The 25108-nt window shown below is 65.0% G+C and carries 24 protein-coding genes and 5 pseudogenes; 11 read left to right on the forward strand and 18 right to left on the reverse strand.

Features of this window, described 5'->3' with window-relative positions:
• Positions 1-73 precede the first annotated feature (73 nt).
• From WS91_RS32520 to WS91_RS07960, 4 genes and pseudogenes are all read right to left on the reverse strand, one after another.
• Positions 74-906: pseudogene (locus WS91_RS32520) on the reverse strand (IS3 family transposase); the annotation flags it as partial.
• 662 nt (positions 907-1568) lie between these two features.
• On the reverse strand, positions 1569-2600 hold the full coding sequence (locus WS91_RS07950) for an extracellular solute-binding protein (protein ID WP_059646537.1): 1032 nt from the start codon (positions 2598-2600) through the stop codon (positions 1569-1571).
• Complete coding sequence (locus WS91_RS07955; RefSeq protein WP_059670080.1) at positions 2597-3451, reverse strand: ABC transporter permease; 855 nt, start codon at positions 3449-3451, stop codon at positions 2597-2599. Before WS91_RS07955 ends, WS91_RS07950 begins: the two co-directional genes overlap by 4 nt.
• Positions 3438-4283 (reverse strand): ABC transporter permease, encoded by an 846-nt coding sequence (locus WS91_RS07960; protein ID WP_059646543.1) that lies wholly within the window; start codon positions 4281-4283, stop codon positions 3438-3440. Before WS91_RS07960 ends, WS91_RS07955 begins: the two co-directional genes overlap by 14 nt.
• Positions 4284-4818: 535 nt before the next feature.
• On the opposite strand from WS91_RS07960, the gene WS91_RS07965 reads away from it, so the two are divergent.
• Both WS91_RS07965 and WS91_RS32525 read left to right on the forward strand, forming a co-directional pair.
• Positions 4819-5271, forward strand: coding sequence for a GNAT family N-acetyltransferase (locus tag WS91_RS07965; RefSeq protein WP_059646546.1), 453 nt, complete (start codon positions 4819-4821; stop codon positions 5269-5271).
• An 18-nt stretch (positions 5272-5289) separates the two neighbouring features.
• Complete coding sequence (locus WS91_RS32525; protein WP_082758128.1) at positions 5290-6306, forward strand: AraC family transcriptional regulator; 1017 nt, start codon at positions 5290-5292, stop codon at positions 6304-6306.
• Between the two features lie 128 nt (positions 6307-6434).
• Here the strand turns inward: WS91_RS32525 and WS91_RS37900 are convergent, their stop codons facing one another.
• Entirely contained in the window at positions 6435-6683 is a 249-nt protein-coding gene (locus tag WS91_RS37900) for an SET domain-containing protein (RefSeq protein WP_317135481.1), read from the reverse strand.
• A gap of 36 nt (positions 6684-6719) precedes the next feature.
• Between WS91_RS37900 and WS91_RS07970 the strand changes: the two are divergent.
• A pseudogene (locus WS91_RS07970) lies at positions 6720-6920 on the forward strand (PKHD-type hydroxylase); the annotation flags it as partial.
• A gap of 254 nt (positions 6921-7174) precedes the next feature.
• On the opposite strand, the gene WS91_RS07975 reads toward WS91_RS07970, so the two are convergent.
• The 7 genes from WS91_RS07975 to WS91_RS37735 form a co-directional block, all read right to left on the reverse strand.
• Complete coding sequence (locus WS91_RS07975) at positions 7175-7522, reverse strand: winged helix-turn-helix domain-containing protein (protein WP_231751999.1); 348 nt, start codon at positions 7520-7522, stop codon at positions 7175-7177.
• A gap of 68 nt (positions 7523-7590) precedes the next feature.
• Complete coding sequence (locus WS91_RS07980) at positions 7591-8370, reverse strand: ATP-binding cassette domain-containing protein (protein WP_059670082.1); 780 nt, start codon at positions 8368-8370, stop codon at positions 7591-7593.
• A 12-nt stretch (positions 8371-8382) separates the two neighbouring features.
• Positions 8383-9135: a molybdate ABC transporter substrate-binding protein gene (modA, locus tag WS91_RS07985; protein WP_059646555.1), complete on the reverse strand. Its 753-nt coding sequence runs from the start codon at positions 9133-9135 to the stop codon at positions 8383-8385.
• A 17-nt stretch (positions 9136-9152) separates the two neighbouring features.
• Positions 9153-9827, reverse strand: a complete 675-nt coding sequence (gene modB, locus WS91_RS07990) for a molybdate ABC transporter permease subunit (RefSeq protein ID WP_059646558.1) — start codon at positions 9825-9827, stop codon at positions 9153-9155.
• A 75-nt stretch (positions 9828-9902) separates the two neighbouring features.
• A complete protein-coding gene (locus tag WS91_RS07995; protein WP_059670083.1) occupies positions 9903-10895 on the reverse strand; it encodes an LLM class flavin-dependent oxidoreductase in 993 nt (330 codons plus the stop codon).
• Between the two features lie 49 nt (positions 10896-10944).
• Complete coding sequence (locus WS91_RS08000) at positions 10945-11238, reverse strand: DUF2325 domain-containing protein (protein ID WP_059646564.1); 294 nt, start codon at positions 11236-11238, stop codon at positions 10945-10947.
• Positions 11199-11333, reverse strand: a complete 135-nt coding sequence (locus tag WS91_RS37735) for a hypothetical protein (protein WP_257789118.1) — start codon at positions 11331-11333, stop codon at positions 11199-11201. The genes WS91_RS08000 and WS91_RS37735 overlap by 40 nt, the downstream gene beginning before the upstream one ends.
• Before the next feature lie 26 nt (positions 11334-11359).
• Between WS91_RS37735 and WS91_RS08005 the strand changes: the two are divergent.
• Positions 11360-11491 (forward strand): annotated as a pseudogene (locus tag WS91_RS08005) (ferredoxin family protein); the annotation flags it as partial.
• Between the two features lie 225 nt (positions 11492-11716).
• Here WS91_RS08005 and WS91_RS37230 read toward each other — a convergent pair.
• From WS91_RS37230 to WS91_RS08015, 3 genes and pseudogenes are all read right to left on the reverse strand, one after another.
• Positions 11717-11903 (reverse strand): annotated as a pseudogene (locus tag WS91_RS37230) (integrase core domain-containing protein); the annotation flags it as partial.
• Positions 11904-12124: 221 nt separating this feature from the next.
• On the reverse strand, positions 12125-12610 hold the full coding sequence (locus tag WS91_RS08010) for an aminoacyl-tRNA deacylase (protein ID WP_038744870.1): 486 nt from the start codon (positions 12608-12610) through the stop codon (positions 12125-12127).
• Between the two features lie 99 nt (positions 12611-12709).
• A complete protein-coding gene (locus WS91_RS08015; RefSeq protein WP_038744869.1) occupies positions 12710-13684 on the reverse strand; it encodes a cysteine synthase A in 975 nt (324 codons plus the stop codon).
• Between the two features lie 187 nt (positions 13685-13871).
• Between WS91_RS08015 and WS91_RS08020 the strand changes: the two genes are divergently transcribed.
• Positions 13872-14360: an adenosine-specific kinase gene (locus WS91_RS08020; protein ID WP_081989383.1), complete on the forward strand. Its 489-nt coding sequence runs from the start codon at positions 13872-13874 to the stop codon at positions 14358-14360.
• Positions 14361-14569: 209 nt separating this feature from the next.
• Here WS91_RS08020 and WS91_RS38130 read toward each other — a convergent pair.
• Together WS91_RS38130 and WS91_RS36720 are read right to left on the reverse strand one after the other, a co-directional pair.
• Positions 14570-14677, reverse strand: a pseudogene (locus tag WS91_RS38130) (signal peptidase I); the annotation flags it as partial.
• Positions 14678-14820: 143 nt separating this feature from the next.
• Positions 14821-15249 (reverse strand): hypothetical protein, encoded by a 429-nt coding sequence (locus tag WS91_RS36720; RefSeq protein WP_197422223.1) that lies wholly within the window; start codon positions 15247-15249, stop codon positions 14821-14823.
• Between the two features lie 166 nt (positions 15250-15415).
• On the opposite strand from WS91_RS36720, the gene WS91_RS08030 reads away from it, so the two are divergent.
• From WS91_RS08030 to irlS, 6 genes are all read left to right on the forward strand, one after another.
• Positions 15416-15706 (forward strand): hypothetical protein, encoded by a 291-nt coding sequence (locus WS91_RS08030; protein ID WP_059646568.1) that lies wholly within the window; start codon positions 15416-15418, stop codon positions 15704-15706.
• A gap of 350 nt (positions 15707-16056) precedes the next feature.
• A complete protein-coding gene (locus tag WS91_RS08035; protein WP_059670084.1) occupies positions 16057-17424 on the forward strand; it encodes a TolC family protein in 1368 nt (455 codons plus the stop codon).
• A 24-nt stretch (positions 17425-17448) separates the two neighbouring features.
• Entirely contained in the window at positions 17449-18909 is a 1461-nt protein-coding gene (locus WS91_RS08040) for an efflux RND transporter periplasmic adaptor subunit (RefSeq protein WP_059670085.1), read from the forward strand.
• 73 nt (positions 18910-18982) lie between these two features.
• Entirely contained in the window at positions 18983-22216 is a 3234-nt protein-coding gene (locus WS91_RS08045; RefSeq protein WP_059670086.1) for an efflux RND transporter permease subunit, read from the forward strand.
• Positions 22217-22222: 6 nt separating this feature from the next.
• The gene (irlR, locus tag WS91_RS08050; RefSeq protein WP_038744864.1) at positions 22223-22906 is read left to right on the forward strand and encodes a heavy metal response regulator transcription factor IrlR; all 684 of its coding nucleotides are present in this window, start codon (positions 22223-22225) and stop codon (positions 22904-22906) included.
• Positions 22903-24294: a heavy metal sensor histidine kinase IrlS gene (gene irlS / locus WS91_RS08055; protein ID WP_059582302.1), complete on the forward strand. Its 1392-nt coding sequence runs from the start codon at positions 22903-22905 to the stop codon at positions 24292-24294. The genes irlR and irlS overlap by 4 nt, the downstream gene beginning before the upstream one ends.
• A 132-nt stretch (positions 24295-24426) precedes the next feature.
• Here irlS and WS91_RS08060 read toward each other — a convergent pair whose 3' ends face one another.
• Positions 24427-24699 carry a DUF4148 domain-containing protein gene (locus WS91_RS08060; RefSeq protein WP_038744862.1) on the reverse strand — a complete coding sequence of 91 codons (273 nt, stop codon included), beginning with the start codon at positions 24697-24699 and terminating at the stop codon, positions 24427-24429.
• Positions 24700-25108 lie beyond the last annotated feature (409 nt).

The following is a 25108-nucleotide window of genomic DNA, read 5'->3' on the forward strand; positions in this document are numbered from 1 at the left end:
GCCAACACGAGCGCTCGATAACCAATCATGCCTCACGTGCGCGCCGGATTGCGGACGGCCTTCGCGAGGCGCTTACCCAGCGCATGACCTTGGCAGCAGTAAATTCAGCGCCGTTGTCAGACCGAACGAATGCAGGCTTGCCGTACAGCCGCATCAGTCGCGACAGCGTCAAGATCACATCCTGCGACCGCAAGCTGGCACCGACTTCGATCGCCAGGCATTCGCGAGTGTATTCATCGATCACGCAAAGCATCTTCAACGCCCGCCCGTCGACCAACTGGTCGTGCACGAAGTCGTAGCTCCATACCGAATTCGGTTGTGTCGCACCGGGCAGGCGAATGTCGTTGCCGCAACGACGACGGCGAGGCCGCCGCCGCGGAATGTTGAGCTGCAAGGCTCGCCACATTCGCCGCACACGCGATTCGCCCAGCGCCAGCCAAGCCGACATCCGCCGGTAGCCGAAGCGCGGCACTTCCTGAGCAGCCGCAATCAGTCGCTCGCCCAGGTTCCGGTCCTTCTCCGGTTGCTTGAGCGTATAGGTGGCCACCCGGCGACTCAGCCCCAGATAGCAACATGCCTTGCGTTGTGATAGCCCCCGCCGAGTCAGGACTTCCAGCGCTTCGCGCCGGCCCGTTGGGGTACTCATTTTTTTCGGCTGAATTCCTTCAGGCCGTCGATGACCAGCAATTGCTCAGCGATCAGGCGCTTGAGCCGCTCGTTCTCCGATTCCAGATCCTTGAGCCGGCGGGCGTCGGCCACATCCATGCCGCCGAACTTGTTGCGCCAACGATAGAACGTTTGTTCCGAGATGTTGTGGCGCTTGCACAGATCCTTCACCGGCTCGTCCCGGCTCTCGGCCTCGCGCAAGATCCGGATGATCTGCTCGTCGGTAAATCGCTTCTTCATCGAGTTCTCCTTGCCTCTAGGATAAAAGAGAACTCACTTGCCAAATGGCTACAAGAAACGTCTCAGGTCACGCCATGCATTCGACGACACGATGAGAATAAAAAGGCGATCGTCGATATCGACGATCGCAAAAACCGCCTGCTCCGAGGCAGATCGGAGGGCAGCAGGCGGTGGCCTAAGCGGTTTTAACCATCAGGTGTCGCTCACGTATCGGATTGAATTCCAGCGAGCGGTGTTCGAAGAAACGGTCGAATTGCCGATCGAAGGTCGGCCACTGTGGGGCGTTAAACGGCGCCCGAACATCCGACTGCCTGAGGTCTTTTGGTTTTCTAATGGAGGCCTAATGTTCGTGCGCGACGAGCACGGGCGCTGGCGATTCATGGTGTGCGGCCTTGCGTGCGTCGTCACGAAAGGAAGCGTTGAGATATCGAAACGACAAGTGTCCCGATGTTCCCGTAGAATAGATTCAGCCATGGTGGTCTCTCAGTGTGTACACCTAGGTCAGGTCGTGGGTAATGTTCGCAGCATTGCCCACGGCCGCATCATTTCAGTACGCCAGGATCGACGGCCCTTTCCAGAACATCCAGGCATGCCGTCTTAAGCTTGTATTTTTCTTTCCTTCGATTATTCGCCGGTTTGGAGCTCGTTGGGCCTATGGTGTATCAGCGATTTCCCTTCAACTTTAGCCAGACTTTGTTTCGTAACTGAATCGCACCCGGCGAACATATTTTGTAAGGGCGGAGCCTTACCTTGTATTGCTCCGGGGTTTTGATCGCCGGGTTCTTCAATAGTGCGGCATCGATATACCGCTCGGAGCCGATGATCTCGTTGTTGTAGCGAACGGCATTTGTAACCTGTGCAATGTTCTCTGGGCGCATCATCCAGTTGACGAATTGATATGCCGAGTCGCTGTTTCGTGCCTTTACCGGGATAAGCAAGCTATCCATGAACAGACGGACGCCCTCCTTCGGGTATACAAACGTGATGCTGGGAAGGCGGTCCTGCGCACGCGCAGCGGCGCCGCTCCAGATATGCTGCACTGCGATCTGCTTGGATGCGAGACGATCTATGGTCCCGTCATTGCTGTACGTCTTCACGAACGGTTTCTGTTTTTGCAGAACGTCGAGCACCCGCTTCGCATCAGCGGGATTTTCTGTGCATTCATCCTGTCCCAGATACCAACTCGCGGCCATATACAGTTCCTCTTCGACGTCCAGGTCGCCGATCTGTCCGCGCAACTCCGCCGGCGGATCGAAGAACGACTTCCAACTCTCGTCGAGTTTCCCACCGGGAACGCGCGCGCTATCGTACGCGAAGCCAGTCAGCACGACGGTGTATGGCATTGCGTAGTCCCGTTTCGGATCGAATGACGGATGGCGATACTCGGGTTTGATGTTGGCGATATTCGGCAGCTTGCTCTTGTCAAGCTTTTGCAGGAGTCCGGACTTCACAAGCACCGGAACGTAATAGTCCCCTGCGATCACTACGTCGTAGCCGCCTCCGCCCGACTGCAGCTTTTGAGTCAGGGCTGCATCGCTCGCGTAGGTGTCGAGCGTCGTCTTGATGCCGGTTTCCGCCTGGAACTTCTTGATCAGCGTATCGGGCAGGTAGTCCGGCCAGCTTCCGATGTGGAGCTCGGCTGAGACGGCATGACCAACAGCAAGCAACAGCATTGCTCCGACTACTTTTTTCATACGGTTCCTATCGTTTGAATGTTCGTGTGATACGACTCGGATTGCCCCAGCGTGGCAGTCTGCCCTGCCCCCTCCCTGCCGAGAACCCAGACCGTCAGTAGTTGAATCGACGATAGCCCAATGACGGCTGTCGAGATCGCACTCACCTTTGGCGTAATTCCAATCTTCAATGCGCTGAAGATGTACACGGGCAAGGTGGTCATGCCGGCACCAGCCAAGAAGTAGCTGGTGACGTAGTCGTTCATGGACGCGACAAAGGCAAGCAGCGCACCGGCGGCGATACCGGGCAATGCCAAAGGAACCGTTATTTGACGGAATGCCGCCCATGGCGGGGCCGACAAGTCGGCTGCTGCCTCAAGCAATGTTCGATCGATTGTCTTCAGACGCGCGTTGATCGGAAGATATGCGAGTGGGACACAAAACACCACATGCGCAAACAGGACGGCAACGAACCCGATTTCGAATGCAAACATCGAGAACACCATCACGGTAGCGATCGCGAGAACAACCTCCGGTATGACGAGCGGCAAAGCAATTACAGATCCGCGGAGATCGAAGTTGTACGCCTCCTGCCGTGACCATGCAGCAACCGCCGCACTCGTTGCGAGCGCGGTCGAAATAACCATAGACGATACAGCTAAGATCAGGGAGTTTTGCGTTGCACGGATGAGCGTCGGATCAGACCATGCTTCGAGGTATCCCTGGATACTCCAACCTTCCCACACAAGGGCCGACGGCCCCCGATTGAAACTCATCCATGCGACAACCGCCAGCGGCAGATAGAGAAACAAGAGGACAGCAATCGCGAGTCTTGCCGTCATCGGAAAGTGGCGCAGTTCACGCGAGGTCATGGGCAAGTTTCCGTCGCTGGAGGGTGGATGTCAGCCGCAGCGTGAGCATGGCCAGAAGAACGACAGCGAGGAGGACAAACGACATAGCTGCGCCCAACGGCCAATCGCGGCCACCCGCGAATTGGAAATCGATCAGGTTCCCGACCATGAATGCGTGATTGCCGCCAAGCAAGCTAGGAATCGCGTACGAACCTAGTGCTGGCACGAAGACGAGCCCGATGCCAGCCATGATGCCGGGACGACAGCCTGGGACGATCACTTGCAGAAGCGCCCCTCCCTTATTGGCACCAAGATCGTAAGCCGCCTCGACCAATCGCCAGTCAAATTTGTCGAGGGCCGCAAAAATCGGCAAAACCATAAAAGGAGTGAATGCATAGACGAGACCGACCAGAGTCGCGATGTCGGTGTAAAGTAGTCCTAGTGGACCTCGAAGGAGGCCTAACACGGCAAGGACACGGTTAAGTAATCCATTGTCCGCCATGACGATAATCCAACCGCACATTTGCACCACGACACATGTCCAGAATGGTATGGTCACGAGCACCAACAGGACGGCCCTCCAAATCGGTGCACGGGTTGCGATAAATAGAGCGGTTGGAAATCCAAGGAGCACGCACCCGGAAGTCGCCAGTAACGCCATGGTCGCAGACCGCAGGAAGATGCTCACGTAGCCTTGTTGAAGTACCAGCGAGCCGTCCCAGTCACGATCAAACACTACGCGCTCATAGGCACGAATCGTGAAATCCCCCCACGAAACTCCGCCGAACTCGAGCGGTGCGCTCAACGATATGACTGCGAGAACCGCGAGGGGTAGTATTACGCCCAAAATCATAACAAGCGAGGTCGGCTCGTAAACCGCTCGCCATGATTTAAACTTCTCTAGAGTAGGGATTCGAAAATTCACCAATTACCTCGAATCGATCAGCTTACCGGAGATAAAGCGTAACAAATTGTCCACCATATTTATAGATCGCATGCGTGCTGAACGCGCCAATCTGTTATCTCAAAGCGCCAAGTTTGTTACAGGGTTATGTGCTCGCATCGAACACCATCATCATTTCACATGACGAAACGAACGGATGCCGATTATCATCATAAAGCTTAGGAGTCGCTCTATGTTGATTCGTTTATTAACAGTTTGAATGTTGTGTCTCGCTTGCAAGCATGCCGTTACAATGACTGCATGCCATTCGTACCTTCAGCGCACTCCGCCACCTACGTTCATCATAATGCCAACGGACCCAGCGCCCTGAAAGGCAACCACGAGGACGTGGCGGCAAATGTGCAACAATAGTGATGCCGACGCCGACATTGTAATGTTGCGCGCCGACGTATTTCACAATGTAAAATCAGAGTGGCTAGCCAATATGACAATGGCCGACAGACTAGAATACCGCCCGATGAGGGTGACCGACATCGGGGCGTTTTACGACATCCGCTTCTCCGTGAAAGAGAATCGGATTCACCCGCACCAGATCCACCTACTTGATCGCGATCTTCTGATAGAGCAAATTCGTCAAGGAGGTGGTTGGATCTGTGAGTACCGGGGCGAGGCGGTAGGTGTTTGTTTGCCCGTCGTGACCGACATGCCGTTTATTTGCGCACTGTTCGTGAAGCCATCCTTCCACGGGCACGGCATTGGGCGTGAGTTACTTGAGCACGCGATCAAATGGTTGGAAGGTCAAGGCGTACAGCAGGTCAAACTGGTCACGGACCCAGGTTCGCGAGCGGACGGCTTTTACCAGCGGCTTGGCTGGAAACGCGAGGGCCTGGATGAATACGGATGCCAAGTTGTGTTCACTAAGTCGTTGAAAAACTGAACCAGAGCAAGGATTCGGATGAAGCCGGTAGCCAACGTGTTCAGTCGCACTGCTGCGCAGCGCCCCGCGCCCCTCCATACCATCGTCATTGCGCTCAATGTGATGAAAGAAATGGGAGTTTCTGCCGAAGTGATATTGAGAGGTACAGGGATATCGCCGGAGGAAATTGAGAAAGCCAATGCGATGGTAACGCATGCTCAAGAAATGGTCTTGTTCGCCAATGCTCTTGAGGCAACCGGGAATTCGGCTATCGGACTTCATATTGGCAATTCAATTCCGGTGACGGCATATGGACTCCGGGGGCACGCGATGCTAGTCAGCCCAACCTTGGGCGACGCGATGCGCCTTGCGTACGAGCATCCGCTGATGGCCATCAGCTATTTTCAGATTACGCTAAGGGTGAATGCCGACCTTGCTCGCGTTACAGTCGGTGGGTACACCTACCGAGCAGATCTTCTGGTTCTCAATACAGATATGTGCCTCGCCGCAGTCAGACGTGAAATAATCGATCTCATAGGTAGAGTTCCAACGTTTAGACGACTGGGACTCGCCTTTCCGCCGCCGACTCATGCCAACGTATATTCCGATATATTTAACTGCGAGGTGATATTCGGCACCAAGGAAAATTTCTTGGAATTCGACGCTGATTTGCTAGACACAAGACTACCGCTTGCACATTCTATCGAGTTCGAGATATCAAAAAGGGCGTGTGAAAAACGTGAATTCGAATTATCGCACTGGGTTCCGGCTGACCCTGTCGGGCGCTTGCTTGGAATAATGTACGACAATCCGATGTGCCAGGATGTCGTCAAGCTCACTGGAAAGCTCGGAATGTCACCGCGGAGCTTACAGCGCAAATTAAAGGAGATGGGTACATCCTTTAGTGCCTTGCATGATTTGGTGCGACGCGATATTGCCTCGCGGTATCTTTCGGAGAATAAATCGACCAAGGAAATTGCAGCAAGACTGGGATACAAAAATACCTCGGCTTTCAGCCGGGCAATGAAGCGCTGGTCAAAGCTCGCTGGAGACTGACCCAGCTTAGCGGCCGCTTACCTGAGTCCGATCATCGTGCCACGGCATCGCGTGGCACCGCAATGGCAGGCATACTGTCGGCGTAGTTGGTTGGTTGCCCGTTCTGGGAGATCCAACGAGTAGTCGATCTAGAGTTCGTCGCCTGGAGCGATGCTTTTGATCGTTTCGATGTAGATGCGATTGTTTGCTTCGACGGCATGGTAATTTGGTTCACATGCGTGATTGAACCATCGGGCGTTGTTACCGCCACTGCCGCCGTCGATGACGCGTCCATTGGAAAGCCCGAAGTAGAAGGTATGCTCGGCCAGTCCACTGCGACGGTGTGCCCGGACTGCAGTTCGCCACGCAATAACTTCGCCTTTGTACTCGAGCAGCAACTCGCCCGCCTTAATAGACCACAGCGCGAATACGCCTCGCCCGTGACGCGCGGCGCGCGGATCGCGTCGTTTTTCTGGATTCAGGGCATGGTGCGCGACGACGCGGACCGCACGCTGCTGTTCCAGCTCGACACGCAGATTCAGCAATTGACCGCGGACAAAGGCGGGCGCGATGCCAGCGTGATCGCGCTCACCGGGATTTATCACAATCTGCTGCGGCGGTGGGCCGATGCGTGACGCGAACTGGTAACGCTGCTTTCAATAGTCGGTAAGCACCCGAAATTCCCTTCCAAGCCTGAACCCCAGCGTAGGTTTTGGCATAGGTTTTTGGGAGGAAAAATCGAAATTTGATGCAAGCGAGATAAGGAAGATGTCTCCGGAGACTGATGAGGCAATCGACGGCTTCGTTGGACTTCGGATCGTCGTAACGACAAAGCGCGAAACTTGGGTCTATCGATATAAGTCGCCACTCGATGCCAAGATGAAGCACATCAAGCTTGGGGAGTTGCGATTCTCCTGAGAAGGCCGGACAGTGCCGGCAATCGAACGAGCCATGCCTCCTGTTCGCGCAGGAACCGTCGCGCCTGGGCCTGCAGCTCTCGCCACGCGGACAGCAGTTCGTGCGCGGCCTGCGTGAGGCGCGTACCGCCCCCGCCCTTGCCGCCCGTCTCAGTCGTGAACAGCGGTTGATTCGCCAGGTTCGCGGCGCTCTCCTGCAGCAGCCACGCACCCTTGTAGCTATAGCCGGCCACGCGCGCGGCGCGGTTGATCGAACCCGTGTTGTCGATCGCCTCGAGCAGCGCGAAAAACCGCTCGTCGAAGCGACCCGCGAGCTTCATGTCGCCGCCCAACAGCGTCGCATCGTCGCGCCCGTCTCCCGCGCACGGCCTCCGTCAGTCGGCCTCCGTCAGTCGGCCGCGGGCACGCGCAGCAATTCGCGGATGCGCTGCTCGCGCGGCGTGGGCCGCAGCGCTTCCCGACGCCCGCACTCGAGCTCGGTCGCAATCCCGCGCCGCACGTCGACCTCGCGCACGGCCCGGCCCTGGTCGATCACGAATGCGACGTCGGCCAGCGCCGTCACGTCGTCGACATCGTGCGTGATCATCACGACGGGTATCTGCCATTCGCGGAGCACCTCGCCGAGATAGCGGCGCAAGTCGTCGCGCAGCGACGGATCTAGCGACGAGAACGGCTCGTCGAGCAACAGCAGATCGGGCCGGCACGCGAGTGCGCGCGCGAGCGCGACGCGCTGCCGTTGTCCGCCCGACAGCCCGTCCGGCCGGCTGCGGGCCAGCGGTGCGAGACCGAAGCGCTCCAGCAGGCTCTCGACGCGCAGGCGCGCCTCGTTCGACAGGCGAGCGCGGTACCAGGTCGTGAGTCCGAACGCGACGTTCTCGCGCACCGGCAGATGCGGGAACAGCGCGTAATGCTGGAACAGGCAGCCGATGCCTCGCCGCTCGGGCGGCACATCGATCCCGTGGGCCGCGTCGAACAGCGTGCGCCCGTTGACGCGCACGCGCCCGTGCCGCGGCGTGAGCAGCCCCGCGATCGTCCGCAGCGTCAGCGACTTGCCTGCGCCGGAAGGTCCGTACAGCGCGACCACGCGCGCGTCGGACGCGAAGCGCATCGCGAGCGCGAAATGCCGCGCGCCGTCCGACACCGCCGCCTCGAAATCGACGTCGATCACCGGCGCGCTCCCTCACGCATGCGCGAAGCCGTAGCGTTTCAGGATCGCCTGCGCGGGCGGGCTGAACAGATACGCGATGAAGGCCTTCGCAAGCGCCGGTTCGCGGCTCGCGCCGACCGCGACGACCGGATAGCTCACGGGATCGTGATCGTCCACCGTCTGCACGATCGCGACCCGATCCGGCATCAGCATCGCGTCGGTGCGATAGACGAAGCCCGCGTCGGCCTCGGCGCGCGCGACGTAGTCGAGCACTTGCCGCACGCTGTCGGACTCCACGATCTTGGGCTCGAGCGGCCCCCAGAGCTTCGCGCGCTCGAGCGCCTGCTGCGTGTAACGGCCGCACGGCACGGTCGCCGTCTTGCCGATCGCGATCCGCTTGACGGCCGGGTCCGCGAGCGCGGCGAGCATCTTCACGCGCGACGCCTGACCGGCCGGCACGACGAGCACGAGCGTATTCGACGCCAGCGTCTGCTTCGTCGCCGGATCGAAGATGCCCGCGTCGATGCCGCGCGTGACGCTCGCCTCGTCCGCACTGACGAATACGTCGACCGGCGCGCCCATGCGAATCTGCTGAAGCAGCACGCCCGACGCGCCGAAGTTCAGGCGCACGGTCACGCCGGGATGCGCGGCCTCGAAGTGCGTCCCGATCTCCTTGAACGCATCGGTCATGCTGGCGGCGGCGGATACCGTCAGTTGCTGCGCGAGCGCGATGACTGGCGCGAGGGCACAGAACACGCAGGCAAAAAATCGGAGAGCGGATTTCACGAGGCGGTCTCCCGGGATCAACGTAGCGTGAAAAAGCGTTTGGACAGCACGAGCACCGCGATCGACAGCCCGGACGTGACGCACGCGAGAAAGAACGCGGTGCCGTCGCGGCCGTCCTGCATCGCGTCATAAATGGCGAGCGACAGCGTCTGCGTCTGCCGCGGGATGTCGCCCGCGATCATCAGCGTCGCGCCGAACTCCCCCATCGCGCGCGCGAACGCGAGCAGCGCGCCCGCCAGAATCGCCGGCCACGCAAGCGGCAGCGTGACGCGCACGAACGTCGAGAACGGCGACTGCCGCAGCGTGCGCGCGGCCGCCTCGAGCGACCCGTCGACGCCGGCGAACGCGGCGCTCGCAGACTTCAGCACGAGTGGCAGCGCGACGATCGCGGACGCGAGCACTGCTCCGTGCCAGTTGAATACGAACGTGTACGCGAAATGCGTATAGATCCACGCGCCCAGCGCGCTGCGCCGGCCCGCCGCGACGAGAATCCCGTAGCCGATCACGGTCGGCGGCAGCACGAGCGGCAGCATGCACGCGGCCTCGCAGATCGCGTGTCCCGGAAAGCGGCGGCGCGCGAACAGCCAGCCGAGCGCGATGCCGACGATCGACGCGAGCACGGTCGCGATCCCTGCGACTTTCAGCGACAGCAACAATGGCGGCCAATCGATGCGTTGTAGGAAATCCGACATTCGCGACAACCTCCGTTATGTAACGGTCTACATCAGGATTTCAGCAAGATGCGGGCCATGCGACGACATCGATCGCTATCCGGCGGAGACGCCGAGATGCGCCGCGAGCCGCGCGAGCGCCGCCTGCCCGCGCTCCGGATCGTGAGCGGCAGGCTTGAGCAGCAGCCGGTGCGGCCCGAGCAACGCGGCAAGCCGGCGAATCTGCGCCTCGCAGCGGGCCGGGTCGCCGAACACGGCGTTCGCGGCGATGTCGGCGCCGCTCGCACCGGGCTCGAACATCGGCGGCAGCTTGCCCGGCGGAAACTGCGCCTGCATCAGCCGCGGATATTCGCGCACCCCCGCGACACCCGTGTCGACCGCGCGGCGATCGTCGTCCTCGCAATGAAAGAACCGGACAATCGCGAACGGCAGATCGGCGCGGCGCGTGCGCTCGGCGCTCACCTGCCCGGCGACCAGTTCCAGCGGCACCGCCGGCGTCGCCATCAGGCCGAAGCCCTGCTCGGCCGCGAGCCGCCACGCGTCGCCGCTCAGGCTCGCGAGCCAGACGGGTACGGGCCGTTGCAGCGGACGCGGGTGGATCGCGATGTCCTCGTACCGAAAAAAACGGCCGTCGAAGTGCGTGGCGGGCTCATGCCACAACCGGCGAACCAGCTCCAGCGCCTCGAACGTCCGCTCGCGCGCGGCGTCGGCCGACGGGATGCCCGCCTGCCGGTACTGGTCGGGGAACGGGCCGCCACGCGCGACGCCGAATTCGATGCGCCCGCCGCTCAACAGATCGAGCGTCGCGACGTCTTCCGCGACCCGCACCGGATCGTTCAGCGCGAGCAGCGACGCGCCCGTGCCGAGCCGTATCCTCGACGTGCGCGCGGCGATCTGCGCAAGCAGCACGGTCGGCGCGCTGCCGATCGCGAAGCGGCTGTGATGGTGTTCGGCGACCCAGACGTCGTGAAACCCGAGCGTCTCGGCAAGCACGCCGGTTCGGATCGTCTGCTCGAGCGCGACGCGCTCGTCGCCGTCCTGGTTCTCGACGTTGAGGAAGACGCCGAGGCGAGGTAATGAAGTAGACATGTCGGGTTCGTGACGTGGAACGAAAGATAGGTTGTGCCAATGGGACCCGTCAGCCATGACGCGGGCACGCACATGCCGGGACGGCCGTGCCTCGCCTCGTGCGCTGCACTCTCTGCAGGCCGGCGATGAAACTCGCGACGCCCGAGGTTCGCAGCGCGAACCAGCGCACGCGATGACGCGCGCAGTGCGCGCGCAGCGCGGCGAGCGACTCGGGATCGATCGTGTCGAGCGGAACCAGCACTGCATCGGCCTGTTGCAGCAGCGACGCGAATCGCTTCGCCCGCGCGCCACCGTCGTCGTCGATCAGCGCGACGTGATGGACGAACTCGCCGCGCGCAGCCATGCGCGCAACACCGCGTTGCTGCCCGGCCGGCCGCCGACGTAGACGTAGCGGCGGCCGACCAGCGCCGCCATCAGCAGGTCGCCGTCGAGCAGCACCCGCTCGACGGCCTGCAGCTCGTGCGCGAGGCTCGGTGACGCTGATCACCGACGGCTGCCTCGAATGCGGAAGCTGCCGCATCCTGTGCAGCGACCATCAAAACATCGAATGGGAGTATCCGCGGGGCGGCCACGGGGTGCTGTTCAAGTTCGGTTGAGGGAACACTACCGCCAGCCGAACATAGCCTGTTATGGTGCGCCAGACGCCTCGTCCATCTGCCGGTAACGTTTGATCCCAAGAGCGGCATTTGAACGGACAAGAAACCATTATCCCGTCGCGATTTGCCGCAACGAGGGGCAGGACCGAACTACCTGGAGTGATGTCGAGGGACGATACTGACCTGCCCCCTCGGTAAGGCCAACGGGCGTCTAGCAAAGTCCCTTCAAACCAGCTCCCGGAAAGCGGCAGGCGCATCCGCCGTTGCCGGAAGTTTCGCCGCGCACGCTGCAGGCGAAAGGCAATCCATCCAGTGCGCCGTGTCGCCTTTACTCGTTGTAGTCCAGGCGCCAGGCGGCGATAGGCACCTGGGCATGCGCGAGGCTCGTGAACCAGTGCTCGCTTAGGCAATCGAGCGCGCGAAGAATGACGAGGCGCGCGCTGCCCGAGCGGGCCGACCGACAATAATCTCCCGAGGATTTCCGGCGGCTGGCGCTACCCGCCGATGCTTGCGGGGCGTTGCTCCCGCGGGTGCGACGCCAGTCAAATCGAACGGGGCGACGGGCCCCTCCGAGCCCGTCGCCCCGCGCCCGCTGCTCGGCCTCGGCTCGAGGGCCGAGGCCGGCCAAGTCGTTCACGAAACCACGCCCTGAATCTTGTGCGAGAAGCTCGCCCGTTCCGCCTTGTCCATCAGCGAGAGGAACTCGTCGCGATCCATGTGGACCAGCTCTTCATGGTCGCCGGCCTCGAAATACACGTCCGGCTGCTGCGCGAGGCTCTCGTCGAGGAACGTCTGCATCCCGTAGGCCATGCACACGGGCGGCAGCGCGCCCACGTCGCAGTCCTTGAACAGTTCGCGCAGTTCGACTTCCTTCGCGAGCACGAGATGGCGTCCGGTCTTCGCCCAGAGTTCCGAAAGCCGCACCGCGTGCGTGGTCGGCAGCACGGCCGCGACGTAGCCCTGTGCGTCTTCGAGCAGCACGGTCTTCGCGAGACGGTCGCCTGGAATGTGCGCCGCCGCGGCCGCCTCCATGTTCGAGTGGCTGTAAGGATGATGGATGACTTCGTATCGCGAAGCCTTCTGGCGCAGGCAGTCCTGCAAAGTGACGGACATCGACATGGCACACCTCCGTCTAACAAACGTTGATCGCCGCCGGTTGGCAGGATGTCTCTAGAATAGGTCGCGCTCGCTCGTCCGAACAATGCGGCGGCGCCGCACCTACGACGGCTCGAGCCCTCTTTCGCGCAGCCACTCGCGGTTGAAGAGCCGCGTGCGGTAAATGTCGCCGCGATCGCACAGCAGCGTCACGATCGTATGCCCCGGCCCCATCTGCCGTGCGAGCCAGACGGCCGCCGCGACGTTGATTCCGCTCGATCCGCCGACGTACAGCCCCTCTTCGCGCAACAGCCGGTAGACCATCGCCACGCACGCCGGATCGTCGATGCGCACCGCGTCGTCGATCGGCGCGCCTTCCAGATTGGCCGTCACGCGGCTCGATCCGATGCCTTCCGTGATCGAGTTGCCCTCGACCTTGATCTCGCCCGTCTTCACGTAGCTGTAGAGCCCGCTTCCGCACGGGTCCGCGAGCACGATGCGGATCTCGGGATCGCGCTCCTTCAGATAGCGGCTCACGCCCGCGAGCGTGCCGCCCGTTCCCGTCGCGCAGACGAACGCATCGACCGTGCCCGCCGTATCGCGCCAGATTTCCGGGCCGGTCGTCTCGTAGTGCGCCTGCCGATTGACGAGGTTGTCGAACTGGTTGGCCCAAATCGCGTTGTCCAGCTCGGCGGCGAGCCGCCCGGCGATCTTCTGATAGTTGTTCGGGTCCTTGTACGGCGCGGCCGGCACGGAGCGCACGTCCGCGCCGAGCGTGCGCAGCAGCGCCATCTTTTCCGGCGACTGCGTCTCGGGAATCACGATCACGCAGCGGTAGCCGCGCGCCGCGCAAAGATGCGCGAGCCCGATGCCGGTGTTGCCGGCCGTGCCCTCGACGACGGTGCCGCCCGGCTTCAGCGCGCCGCGCCGCTCGGCGTCTTCGATGATGTAGCGCGCCGCGCGATCCTTGACCGATCCGCCCGGGTTCATGAATTCGGCCTTGCCGAGAATGTCGCAGCCCGTCTCCGCGCTGAGCTTCGCCAGGCGGATGAGCGGCGTGCGTCCCACGCAGTCGACGAAACCCTGCCGCACGTCCATGATCGTTCCCCCTTCCCCGCCCGCGCGCCGGCGGCTCGACCTACATCAAGGATAGGTGACGGCGCCGGCCGGCACCGCGCTTTCGCCGCCGCGAGCCGCGTACTAAGCTGGAAAGCGGCCCGAAAGCGACCGGGCCTGCGGCGCTCGCGCGCCGGTGCATTCGCGTCGCCACGAGACGAGGTGCGACATGCTGCAATTGCTTACCGTTGCGATCGACAAGCCCGAGACGACGAACTTCATTCTCGGTCAGACGCATTTCATCAAATCGGTGGAGGACATCCACGAGGCGCTCGTCGGCACCGTGCCGGGCATTCGGTTCGGCCTCGCGTTTTGCGAGGCGTCCGGCAAGCGCCTCGTGCGCCGCTCCGGCACCGACGGCGAGCTGACCGAGCTCGCGTGCCGGAACGCGACCGCGATCGGCTCGGGCCACTGCTTTCTCGTGTTTCTCGGCGAGGGCTTCTATCCGGTCAACGTGCTGAACGCGATCAAGGCCGTGCCCGAGGTCTGCCGGATTTTCTGCGCGACCGCGAATCCGACCGAGGTCGTCGTCGCGCAGACCGATCAAGGACGCAGCATCCTCGGCGTCGTCGACGGCTTTGCGCCGCTCGGCGTCGAAAACGACGAGGATGTGAGCTGGCGAAAGGCGCTGCTGCGCAACATCGGCTACAAGGCGTAGCCGCCGGGCGGCGAACGACGCTTTGGGCCGATTTTCGGCCGATTTCGGGCTGATCGCGCGCTGCGTGGGATCGATGCGTTCGCGGGCACTTCGCGGGCACTTCGCGGGCACGTTTACCGCCCCGTTCACGGGCACGATGCGGCGTGCCGGCGTGCCTGCATGCCGGCTCGAATCAGACGCGCGCCGCGCCGGCAATCGATGCCCGCCGTTCAACCGAGCGAGCCGCCCCGGCGCGCGCCGAACCGCTCGCCGCGCGGCAGACAAAACCGCGACGGATCGAACGGGAACGCCACGCGCCGCGTGCGCCCCATGATCTCGCCGCCCCCTTCCGTCACCCCGCTCCATACCGCCGATTTCCGCTGAGGATTGCGTAGGAAAACGCCGACAAACCGCTGCAGCGGATGACGCGAAGTTCGTCGTCGGCTGATTGGATCGGTGCGGCCCGTGGACGATACTTGGGTCACAACAAAGAGAATTTCATGTTTTGCGGCGGCGCTCGAGAAGCGCCGCAGCGAAGGAGACCAACATGAGCCTCGCCGCGCAAGATCTGATCGAATTGCTCCGTCTCGCCCAAGGCGGCGCCGGCGCGCTCACGCAACACCTGCTGCGCGAAGTCGCCGGAAATCTCATCGCATGCGGCGTCGCCGACTGCCGCGAAGGCTGCTGATTCGGCGGCGACCGACCGATGCGGGCGCGGGCGAGCGGCGCGCCCGCCTGTCGCCGAACGGGTGTCGAATCCCGGTTTTCGTTCGATCGACGATCCGCCGCGGCGGTTTGCATGCGTCGCCGCGATTGCATTGCATGCGATGCGCGTGTACTGACGCAATGCTCCGCCGATCGGCGCGGCGCGCGCCGCGCCGATCAACGCCGAAACGCATGACGACCGCATGACGACGACGTCCGACGTCGCTCCTCTGCCGCGGGAAGCCGCCTGAATGCCGCGGCTCGCCCGGTTCCTGACAGACTTGTCACCGCGCGGTCATCGCCACGCACCGCGCCGTCGTCACACTGGCCGGGTCCGCCGTTCCGGCGGCGACCACCAAGCGAGACATTCGATGAAACGAGCAACATCCATGGCCGTCGCGGCGCTTTTCGCCGTCGCCGCCTCATCCGCGTTCGCGCACGGAATGCCCGAGCGCGTGTTCAAGGAGCGCAAGCCGATTCGCGCCGAAACGCCGCAGCAGCCGCAACAACCGCAGCGCGACGCGCCGTCGCCCGCCTGTGCGCGCGACTGCGCGGCCGGCGCGAAACTCTCGCAACGCAACGACGGCGCGCCGGGCGCGAACCCGCGTCCCGTCGATATCGAAACCGCCGCCGGCGCGCATTCGGCCGTCAGCGGCGGCTGAGCGGTCGAGCGACTGAGCGACTGAGCGGCGATCCGGCGTCACGGCATTACGGCATCACGGCATCACGGCGCCACGGCGCCACGGCGTCACGGCGTTCGACTCCAGCGCGCGTCCGCGCGCCGTCGCGACACATCCGCCATGTCCGGCTCGGCCGATGCGTTCCGCCGCATTGACCGCATCTGCCGCATCTGCCGCATCGGCCCTCGACACGCACTCCGCACGCCGACACGCCCCGCCGCACCGATCGCCCCCCTCCCGCGCGAACGTGACAAAAATGTCATGTTCGCCTCATGTTTGCATTGCGGCACGCCCCGTAGCATCGATCGCGTTTCACCCAAACTCGATCACCCATGCCCAAGCGTATCTTCGCCGCACTCGTGTCGGCCGCGATCGCGGCGTCGGCGGTGCAGGCGCAAGCGCAGTCCGCACCGCCCGCCGTCGCGCCCGGCCGGCCGGCCGCCATGCCCGCCGACGCCGGCGCGCCTTCCGCGCCGACGCCGCCCGCGTCCACCGCCGAGTCCGCCGCCGCCCCGCCCGCGCTGTCGCTCGACGACGCGCTGAACCTCGCCGCGGCGAACAACCCGCTGCTCAAGAGCGCGCAATCCGACGCCGATGCGTCCGTCGGCGCGCTCGTCCAGGCGGGCGCGCGGCCGAATCCGACCGTGTCGCTCCTGCAGGAAGGCTTCGAGCGGCAGGAGCGGACGACGACCGGCCTCGTCAACCAGACGATCGAGCTGGGCGGCAAGCGGCGCTCGCGCGTCGACGCCGCATCGTACGGCCGCGAGTTCGCGCTCGCGTCGCTCGACGGCCGCGCGAGCGCGCTGCGCGCCGATGTGACGAGCGCGTTCTACGGCCTGCTCGCCGCGCAGCGTCAGTTGCAGGTCGCCGAGGAATCCGCGGCGATCGCCGCGCGCTCGGCCGACATGGCGGACAAGCGCGCGCGGGCCGGCAAGGTGTCGCCCGTCGAGGCGACGAAGGCGCGCGTCGCGCAGACGGCCGCGCAGATCGAGCTGTCGAACGCGCAGACGCGCGTGACGGCGGCGCTCGCGCGGCTCGCCAACGTGACGGGCAGCGCCCTCGTGCGCGAGCGCACCGCGTCGGGCGACCTCGATGCGCTGCCCACCGTCGAGCCGTTGCCGCAATTGCTCGGACGGCTCGACGACGCGCCGCTCTCTCGCGCGGCGAAGGCCGCCATGCTGCGCACGAACGCGCAGATCGCGATCGAGCGCGCGAAGCGCGTGCCGGACATCACCGTGAGCGCGGGCGTCAAGCGCGTCGTCACGGGCGGCGCGCCGGACAATCAAGCAGTCGTCGGCATATCCATTCCGCTGCCGCTGTTCGATACGAACAAGGGCGCGATTCTCGAAGCGGTCCACAAGGCCGCGAAGGCGAGCGCCGATTTCGACGCCGAGCGCGCGCGCCTGCGGCTCGATCTCACGCAGGCCTACGCGAACTTCGAGCGCTCGACGAACGAAGCGCGGCGGCTGAAGGCCGACGTGCTGCCGGCCGCGCGGCAATCGCTCGACGCGATGTCGCGCGGCTACCAGCTCGGCAAGTTCAGCTTCCTCGACGTGCTCGACGCACAGCGCACGCTGTTCGACGCGCAGTCGCGCTACGTGCTGGCGCTCGCCGACGCGCACCAGTCGTACGCGGACATCGATCGCCTCGTCGGCGCGCCGTCGCGCGACGCGTCCCGCCCCCTCGCCCAACTTCGCTGAACCCATTTCACTGAAGAACTCGCCATGCAACGCAAGCAATTGATCCTCGCCGGGGCGGCCGCGGCCGGCGCTCTCGCCATCGCACTGGCGCTCGCGCGCGCGCCGTCCACGTCGTCCACGCCGGCCGGAGCCGCCGCCGCTCCCGCATCGGGCGCGGCCGGCCGGCACGGCGGCACGGTGCTCGCACAAGGCGCGCTGTCGGTCGAAATCGTGCTGTCGGAAAAGCCCGACGACGCGCGCCTCGTCGTCTACCCGTTCGCCGACGGCAAGCCCGCGCCGAAAGGCGCGAGCGTCTCCGGCACGCTGACCCGCTACGACGGCGGCCGCGTCGCGCTGCAGTTCTCGGAAGCGGGCGCGAAATACACGTCGGCGCAGGCGATCGCGAAGCCTCACGTATTCGACGCGTCGATCGACGTGAAGATCGGCGCGCGGCGCGCGTCGTTCCCGTTCTCGCGCGCCGACGGCGCGATCGCGCTGAGCGACGAGCAGATCGGCGCGGCGAAGATCGGGGTCGCGCGCGCGGGCCCCGCGCAGGTGGTCGCGAGCTTCCAGTTGCCGGGCGAGATCAAGTTCAACGAGGACCGCACCGCGCACGTCGTGCCGCGCGTCGCGGGGATCGTCGAGCGGGTCGCCGTGTCGATCGGCGAGAACGTCAAAGCGGGGCAGGTGCTCGCCGTGATCGCGAGCACGGATCTCGCCGACCGCCGCAGCGAGCTGATGACGGCCGAGCGCCGGCTGGAGGCGGCCCGCACGTCGTACGCGCGAGAAAAGACCTTGTGGGAAGAGCGGATCTCCGCCGAGCAGGACTATTTGCTGGCGCAGGTGCAGTTGCGCGAGGCGGAGATCGCCGCGGCGAACGCGCGGCAAAAGCTCGCCGCGCTGAACGCGAGCGCCGCGTCCGGCGCGCTCAACCGCTACGAGCTGCGCGCGCCGTTCGCGGGCACGATCGTCGAGAAGCACATCGCGCCCGGCGAGGCGATCGCCGCCGACGCGAACGTATTCGTCGTGTCCGATCTGTCCTCGGTCTGGGCCGAGATGGCCGTGCCCGCGCAACGCCTGAACGACGTGCGCGTCGGCCGCCACGCGAGCGTCAACGCGGCCGCGTTCGAGTCGAAATCGAGCGGGCCGATCGCGTACGTCGGCGCGCTGCTCGGCGAGCAGACCCGCACCGCGCCCGCGCGCGTCGTGCTGCCGAACCCCGACGGCGCGTGGCGGCCCGGAATGTTCGTCAACGTGACCGTCGACGCGGGCACGCAAAACGTGCCGGTCGCGGTCGCGAGCGACGCGCTGCAGGACATCGACGGCGCGCCCGCCGTGTTCGTGCGCACGCCGAAGGGCTTCGTCGCGCAGTCGGTCGAGACGGGCCGGCGCGACGCCGGGAGCGTCGAGGTCGTCAAGGGCCTCGCGCCCGGCCAGATCTACGCCGCCGCGAACAGCTTCGTGCTGAAGGCGGAGCTCGGCAAGGGCGTTGCCGACGAGCACTGACGCGCCGCACGCGCCGCGCTCCGCCCCGCGCCGGCGCGCAGCGCTTTTTTTCGCATTCCAGAGGACTGTCACCATGTTTGAGCGCCTGATCCGCTTTGCGATCGCGCACCGCTGGCTCGTGATGCTCGCGATCGTCGCGGTCGCGTCGCTCGGCGTCTACAGTTACCAGAAGCTGCCGATCGACGCGGTGCCCGACATCACGAACGTCCAGGTGCAGATCAACACGTCCGCGCCCGGCTATTCGCCGCTCGAAGCCGAGCAGCGGATCACCTATCCGGTCGAGACCGCGATGGCCGGCCTGCCGAATCTCGAGCAGACGCGCTCGATCTCGCGCTACGGGCTGTCGCAGGTCACCGTGATCTTCAAGGACGGCACCGACATCTACTTCGCGCGCCAGCTCGTCAACGAGCGCATTCAGGAGGCGAAGGACAAGCTGCCGCCCGGCGTCGCGCCCGCGATGGGGCCGACCTCGACGGGCCTCGGCGAAATCTACCTGTGGACCGTCGAAGCCGACGCCGACGCGCGCAAGCCGGACGGCACGCGCTACACGAGCGCCGATCTGCGCGAGTTGCAGGACTGGGTCGTGCGGCCGCAGTTGCGCAACGTGCCGGGCGTGACCGAGGTGAACTCGATCGGCGGATACGTGAAGGAATACCGCGTCGCGCCGAATCCGACGAAGCTGATGTCGTACGGGCTCACGCTCGCCGACGTCGTGCGCGCGCTCGAGCGCAACAACGACAACGTGGGCGCGGGCTACATCGAAAAGCGCGGCGAGCAGTATCTCGTGCGCGTGCCGGGCCAGGCGCGCTCGGTCGACGACATCGCGAACATCGTGCTCACGAACGTCGGCGGCGTGCCGGTGCGGATGAAGGACGTCGGCGCCGTCGACATCGGCCGCGAGCTGCGCACGGGCGCCGCGACGGCCAACGGCGAGGAAGTCGTGCTCGGCACCGTGTTCATGCTGATGGGCGAGAACAGCCGCACGGTCGCGAAGGCCGTCGCCGCGAAGATGGTCGACGTGAACCGCACGCTGCCCGCCGGCGTGCGCGCGATCCCCGTCTACGACCGCACGGTGCTCGTCGAGAAGGCCGTGCAGACGGTCAAGAAGAACCTGCTCGAAGGCGCGGTGCTCGTGATCGCGATCCTGTTCCTGTTCCTCGGCAACATCCGCGCGGCGGTGATCACCGCGCTCGTGATTCCGCTGTCGATGCTGATGACGTTCACCGGAATGGTCAACGCGAAGGTCAGCGCGAACCTGATGAGCCTCGGCGCGCTCGATTTCGGCATCATCGTCGACGGCGCGGTCGTGATCGTCGAGAACTGCATACGCCGGCTCGCGCACGCGCAGCACGCGGCCGGCCGCCCGCTCACGCGCGACGAGCGCTTCGCCGAGGTGTTCGCCGCGTCGCAGGAAGCGCGCCGCGCGCTGATCTTCGGGCAACTGATCATCATGGTCGTCTATCTGCCGATCTTCGCGCTCACGGGCGTCGAGGGGAAGATGTTCCATCCGATGGCGATCACCGTCGTGATGGCGCTCGCGGCCGCGATGGCGCTCACCGTCACGTTCATTCCCGTGGCGGTCGCGCTGTTCATCGGCCGGCGCGTCGAGGAAAAGGAAAACCGGCTGATGAGCGCCGCGAAGCGTCTGTACGCGCCCGCGCTCGACGCGTTCGTCGCGCGGCCGAGGCAGGTGCTCGCGGGCGCGGCCGCCATCGTCGCGTTGACGCTCGTGCTCGCGACGCGGCTCGGCAGCGAGTTCATTCCGAGCCTGAACGAAGGCGATCTCGCGGTGTCCGCGCTGCGCATTCCGGGCACGAGCCTCACGCAGTCGATCGAGATGCAGCGCTCGATCGAGAAGACGCTCAAGGCGCGCTTTCCCGAGATCGAACGCGTGTTCGCGCGCACCGGCACGGCGGAGATCGCCGCTGATCCGATGCCGCCGAACATGTCCGACGGCTACATCATGCTGAAGCCCGTCGACCAATGGCCGAATCCGCGCAAGTCGCGCGACGCGCTGCGCCAGGAAATCGAGGCCGCGCTGGCCGGGCTGCCCGGCAACGCGTACGAGTTCTCGCAGCCGATCCAGCTGCGCTTCAACGAGCTGATCTCAGGCGTGCGCAGCGACGTCGCGGTCAAGATCTTCGGCGACGACATGGCGACGCTCAACGCGACCGGCGAGCGGATCGCGGCCGCGCTGCAAAAGGTGCCGGGCGCCTCCGAGGTGAAGGTCGAGCAGACGACCGGCCTGCCCGTGCTGACCGTCAACCTCGATCGCGACAAGCTCGCGCGCTACGGCGTGACGGTGGGCGACGTGCAGGACGCGGTCGCCGCGGCGGTGGGCGGCCGCAAGGCGGGCCTGCTGTTCCAGGGCGATCGCCGCTTCGACATCGTCGTGCGGCTGCCGGACGAGCTGCGCACCGACGTCGAGGCGATCAAGCGGCTGCCGATCGCGCTGCCGTTCCCGGCTTCGGCGGGCGCGAGCGGCCCGGTCGTCCAGGCGCCGTACGTGCCGCTCGCCGAGCTCGCGACGGTCGACCTGTCGCCGGGGCCGAACCAGATCAGCCGCGAAAACGGCAAGCGCCGCGTCGTCGTCAGCGCGAACGTGCGCGAGCGCGACGTCGGCTCGTTCGTCGCCGACGCGCGCGAGCAGATCGCGGCGGATGTCCAGGTGCCGGCCGGCTACTGGCTGTCGTGGGGCGGCCAGTTCGAACAGTTGCAAAGCGCGAGCGAGCGGCTGAAGATCGTCGTGCCGCTCGCGCTCGCGATGGTGTTCGTGCTGCTGTTCGTGATGTTCAACAACGCGAAGGACGGCCTGCTCGTGTTCACCGGCATTCCGTTCGCGCTCACGGGCGGCGTCGTGTCGCTGTGGCTGCGCGGCATTCCGCTGTCGATCACGGCCGCGGTCGGCTTCATCGCGCTGTCGGGCGTCGCCGTGCTCAACGGCCTCGTGATGATCTCGTTCATCCGCAATCTGCGCGACGAAGGCATGCCGCTCGACGCCGCGGTGCGCGAAGGCGCGCTCACGCGCCTGCGGCCGGTGCTGATGACCGCGCTCGTCGCGTCGCTCGGCTTCCTGCCGATGGCGTTCGCCACCGGCACCGGCGCGGAGGTCCAGCGGCCGCTCGCCACCGTCGTGATCGGCGGCATCCTGTCGTCGACCGCGCTGACGCTGCTCGTTTTGCCGGTACTCTATCGGGTGGCGCACTCGGCGTCGCTGCGCGCCGCGCTCGGCGAGCGGTTCGCCGGGCGGCTCGCGAAGCTCGCGCCCGCGGCCGTCCTACGCCGGCGGCGCGAATCATCGAGGTGAAACCAGATGCGAATACTGATAGTGGAAGACGAGCCGAAGACGGGCATGTATCTGCGCAAGGGGCTGACCGAAGCGGGCTTCATCGCGGACTGGGTCGATGACGGCGTGACGGGCCTGCATCAGGCCGAAACCGAGGAGTACGACCTGATCATCCTCGACGTGATGCTGCCGGGCCACGACGGCTGGACCGTGCTCGAGCGGCTGCGCCGCGAGCACTCGACGCCCGTGCTGTTCCTCACCGCGCGCGACGACGTCGGCGACCGCGTGAAGGGGCTCGAGCTGGGCGCCGACGATTACGTCGTCAAGCCGTTCGATTTCGTCGAGCTCGTCGCGCGCGTGCGCTCGATCCTGCGCCGCGGGCAGGGGCGCGAATCGACGATCCTCAAGATCGCCGATCTCGAGCTCGACCTCACGCGGCGCAAGGCGACCCGCCAGGGCGACGTCGTGCTGCTGACCGCGAAGGAATTCGCGCTGCTGTGGCTGTTGATGCGCCGCGAAGGCGAGATCCTGCCCCGTGCGACGATCGCGTCGCAGGTGTGGGACATGAATTTCAACAGCGACACGAACGTCGTCGACGCGGCGATCCGCCGGCTGCGCTCGAAAATCGACGACGCATACGAGCCCAAGCTGATCCATACGGTGCGCGGGATGGGCTACGTGCTCGAAGTGCGGAGCGCGCCGAGCCGATGATCAAGCGCCTGTTGCCCCGTACGCTGCGCGCGCGCCTGACGGCGCTCATCATCCTGTCGACCGCGGCGACGCTCGCGCTGAGCGGCATCGCGCTCTACAGCGCGCTGCACAATCGGCTGGCCGGCATGTCGTCGTACGAAATGTCGGCGACGCTCGCGGCGATGCGCACGCATCTCGTGAACGTGCGAAGCGTCGACGAAATTCCGCGCAAGTCGGATCTGTGGATCGATCAGCTGCACGGCCATCAGAATCTGGATCTGGCGATCTACGGCGCAGACGGTCGGATGCTGTTCGCGACGCGCGGCTTCGTCGCGACGCAGCCCGCGCTCGGCGCGCCGCAAGCGCGCGTGCCGGCGAGCGCGACGCACGCCGGCACGACTTACAGCTATCTCGCGGGCGACGCGCCGCTTCGCGACGCCAACCGGACGGCGCGCATCGTCGTCCAGTACGACGGCAGGAACGATCACGCGCTGCTGCGCGCGTATGCGTACACGGTGGTGGTGATCGAGGTGCTCGCCGTCGCGCTGACCGCGGCGCTCGCGTACGGCATCGCGATGCTCGGCCTGAGCCCGCTGCGCCGGCTCGTCTCGCGCGCCGAGCAGATGTCGTCGAGCCGGCTCGCGCATCCGCTGCCGGAGCTCCACACGTCGGGCGAGCTCAAGGAGATGGAGCATGCGTTCAACGGCATGCTCAAGCGGCTCGACGAATCGTTCGTACGCCTGAGCCAGTTCTCGTCGAATCTCGCGCACGACATGCGCACGCCGCTCACGAATCTGCTCGCCGAAGCGCAGGTCGCGCTATCGAAGCCGCGCACGGCCGACGAATATCGCGACGTGATCGAATCGAGCATCGACGAATATCAGCGCCTGTCGCGGATGATCGAGGACATGCTGTTCCTCGCGCGCTCGGACAACGCCGAGAGCCATCTGGCGATCCGCACGCTCGACGCGGCCGCGGAGGCCGAGCGCGTCGCCGGCTACTACGAGCCGATGGCGGAGGACGCGGAGGTGAATATCGTCGTGCGCGGGCAAGCGGCCGTGCAGGCGGACGCGCTCCTCTATCACCGCGCGCTCAGCAACCTGATCAGCAATGCGCTCAATCACGCGCCGCGCGGCTCGACGATCACGATCGAATGCCGGCAGGCGGGCGGTGCGACGACGATCAGCGTTTCGGATACGGGCCGCGGGATCGAGCCGCAGCATCGCGAGCGGATCTTCGAGCGGTTCTACCGCGTCGATCCGGCGCGGCACAATTCGGCGTCGGGCACGGGGCTCGGCCTCGCGATCGTCCGCTCGATCATGGACAACCACGGCGGTGCGTGCGGCGTCGACAGCGAGCCACACGTGCGCACCACGTTCTGGCTCACGTTCCCCGCGCACGCGGCCTGACCGGCTGCGTCGCGCGACGCGGCGCAGCGCGCGGCCCCTGCGGCCCCCGCTTCGGCCCCTACGGCCGCTATCGGGTGCGCGGGGTGCGTGGCCCGCGCGACGCGGGCCGCGCACGCGTCGATGGTCCGCGCATCAGCGCGCAACCGTGCGGTCATGCTGATCGAGCGCCACGTTCGTCTTGCCGCCGTGAACCGAGATCGCATGCAGCTGCTTGTTGCGCTCGACGAGCGCCGGGCTCGGCGGATAGTCGTTCTTCCCCGCGGGCACGATGCCTTCGTGCTGCGCGCGGATCAGCTCCTGCCGGACTTCGGCGCGCGTCTTGCCTTGCGCGAATGCGGCGGGCGCGACGGCCAGCGTCGTCAGTGCCGCGGCGGCGGCCCATGCCATGAGTTTTGTCGTGTTCATCGTTCGTTCTCCATCGAGTTGATCACTGTCGTGCGACAGTAGCCTCCACTTTGAACGCCGAACGGTACGCGGCCATGAGCGCGCGATGACAAATTCGTCATCCGCGCCGTGCTCGGAATCGAGCGTGCGCGACGCGCGCGCATGACGAAAATTTCACGTTCGCGTCAGCGTGGCGCTGTGTCGATCCTTTAGCATCTGTATTCCAAGATCGCCGATCAGACGAGATTGGACCGAGGTGCTTGGTTCCCCCCCCTCGAGCACGCGAGGCGCATTGGCACCAGCAGGTGCCGTCGCACTTATGCCGGACAGTCTCCCCCTGTCCGGCATTTTTTTGGTTCATCGCGGAATTCCGGGGAACGCGGCGCGGATCTTGAGGAAGAAGTACTCCTCGTCACGGTACCCGTAGGCG

The sequence above is a fragment of the Burkholderia sp. MSMB1498 genome (genome assembly GCF_001526245.1).
Classification (GTDB): domain Bacteria; phylum Pseudomonadota; class Gammaproteobacteria; order Burkholderiales; family Burkholderiaceae; genus Burkholderia; species Burkholderia savannae.

Excerpts from the sequence above, each read along its gene's own strand:
- WS91_RS08030 (WP_059646568.1), top strand. The coding sequence starts at position 15,416 with ATGAAACGAGCAACATCCATGGCCGTCGCGGCGCTTTTCGCCGTCGCC.
- WS91_RS07955 (WP_059670080.1), bottom strand. The coding sequence starts at position 3,451 with ATGACCTCGCGTGAACTGCGCCACTTTCCGATGACGGCAAGACTCGCG.
- modB (WP_059646558.1), bottom strand. The coding sequence starts at position 9,827 with ATGTCGGATTTCCTACAACGCATCGATTGGCCGCCATTGTTGCTGTCG.
- WS91_RS08020 (WP_081989383.1), top strand. The coding sequence starts at position 13,872 with ATGCTGCAATTGCTTACCGTTGCGATCGACAAGCCCGAGACGACGAAC.
- WS91_RS07950 (WP_059646537.1), bottom strand. The coding sequence starts at position 2,600 with ATGAAAAAAGTAGTCGGAGCAATGCTGTTGCTTGCTGTTGGTCATGCC.
- WS91_RS07995 (WP_059670083.1), bottom strand. The coding sequence starts at position 10,895 with ATGTCTACTTCATTACCTCGCCTCGGCGTCTTCCTCAACGTCGAGAAC.
- WS91_RS08000 (WP_059646564.1), bottom strand. The coding sequence starts at position 11,238 with ATGGCTGCGCGCGGCGAGTTCGTCCATCACGTCGCGCTGATCGACGAC.
- irlS (WP_059582302.1), top strand. The coding sequence starts at position 22,903 with ATGATCAAGCGCCTGTTGCCCCGTACGCTGCGCGCGCGCCTGACGGCG.
- WS91_RS08045 (WP_059670086.1), top strand. The coding sequence starts at position 18,983 with ATGTTTGAGCGCCTGATCCGCTTTGCGATCGCGCACCGCTGGCTCGTG.
- irlR (WP_038744864.1), top strand. The coding sequence starts at position 22,223 with ATGCGAATACTGATAGTGGAAGACGAGCCGAAGACGGGCATGTATCTG.
- WS91_RS08060 (WP_038744862.1), bottom strand. The coding sequence starts at position 24,699 with ATGAACACGACAAAACTCATGGCATGGGCCGCCGCCGCGGCACTGACG.
- WS91_RS36720 (WP_197422223.1), bottom strand. The coding sequence starts at position 15,249 with ATGCGGTCGTCATGCGTTTCGGCGTTGATCGGCGCGGCGCGCGCCGCG.
- WS91_RS07960 (WP_059646543.1), bottom strand. The coding sequence starts at position 4,283 with ATGATTTTGGGCGTAATACTACCCCTCGCGGTTCTCGCAGTCATATCG.
- WS91_RS08015 (WP_038744869.1), bottom strand. The coding sequence starts at position 13,684 with ATGGACGTGCGGCAGGGTTTCGTCGACTGCGTGGGACGCACGCCGCTC.
- WS91_RS07965 (WP_059646546.1), top strand. The coding sequence starts at position 4,819 with ATGACAATGGCCGACAGACTAGAATACCGCCCGATGAGGGTGACCGAC.
- WS91_RS08040 (WP_059670085.1), top strand. The coding sequence starts at position 17,449 with ATGCAACGCAAGCAATTGATCCTCGCCGGGGCGGCCGCGGCCGGCGCT.
- WS91_RS08035 (WP_059670084.1), top strand. The coding sequence starts at position 16,057 with ATGCCCAAGCGTATCTTCGCCGCACTCGTGTCGGCCGCGATCGCGGCG.
- WS91_RS08010 (WP_038744870.1), bottom strand. The coding sequence starts at position 12,610 with ATGTCGATGTCCGTCACTTTGCAGGACTGCCTGCGCCAGAAGGCTTCG.
- WS91_RS32525 (WP_082758128.1), top strand. The coding sequence starts at position 5,290 with ATGAAGCCGGTAGCCAACGTGTTCAGTCGCACTGCTGCGCAGCGCCCC.
- WS91_RS07975 (WP_231751999.1), bottom strand. The coding sequence starts at position 7,522 with ATGAAGCTCGCGGGTCGCTTCGACGAGCGGTTTTTCGCGCTGCTCGAG.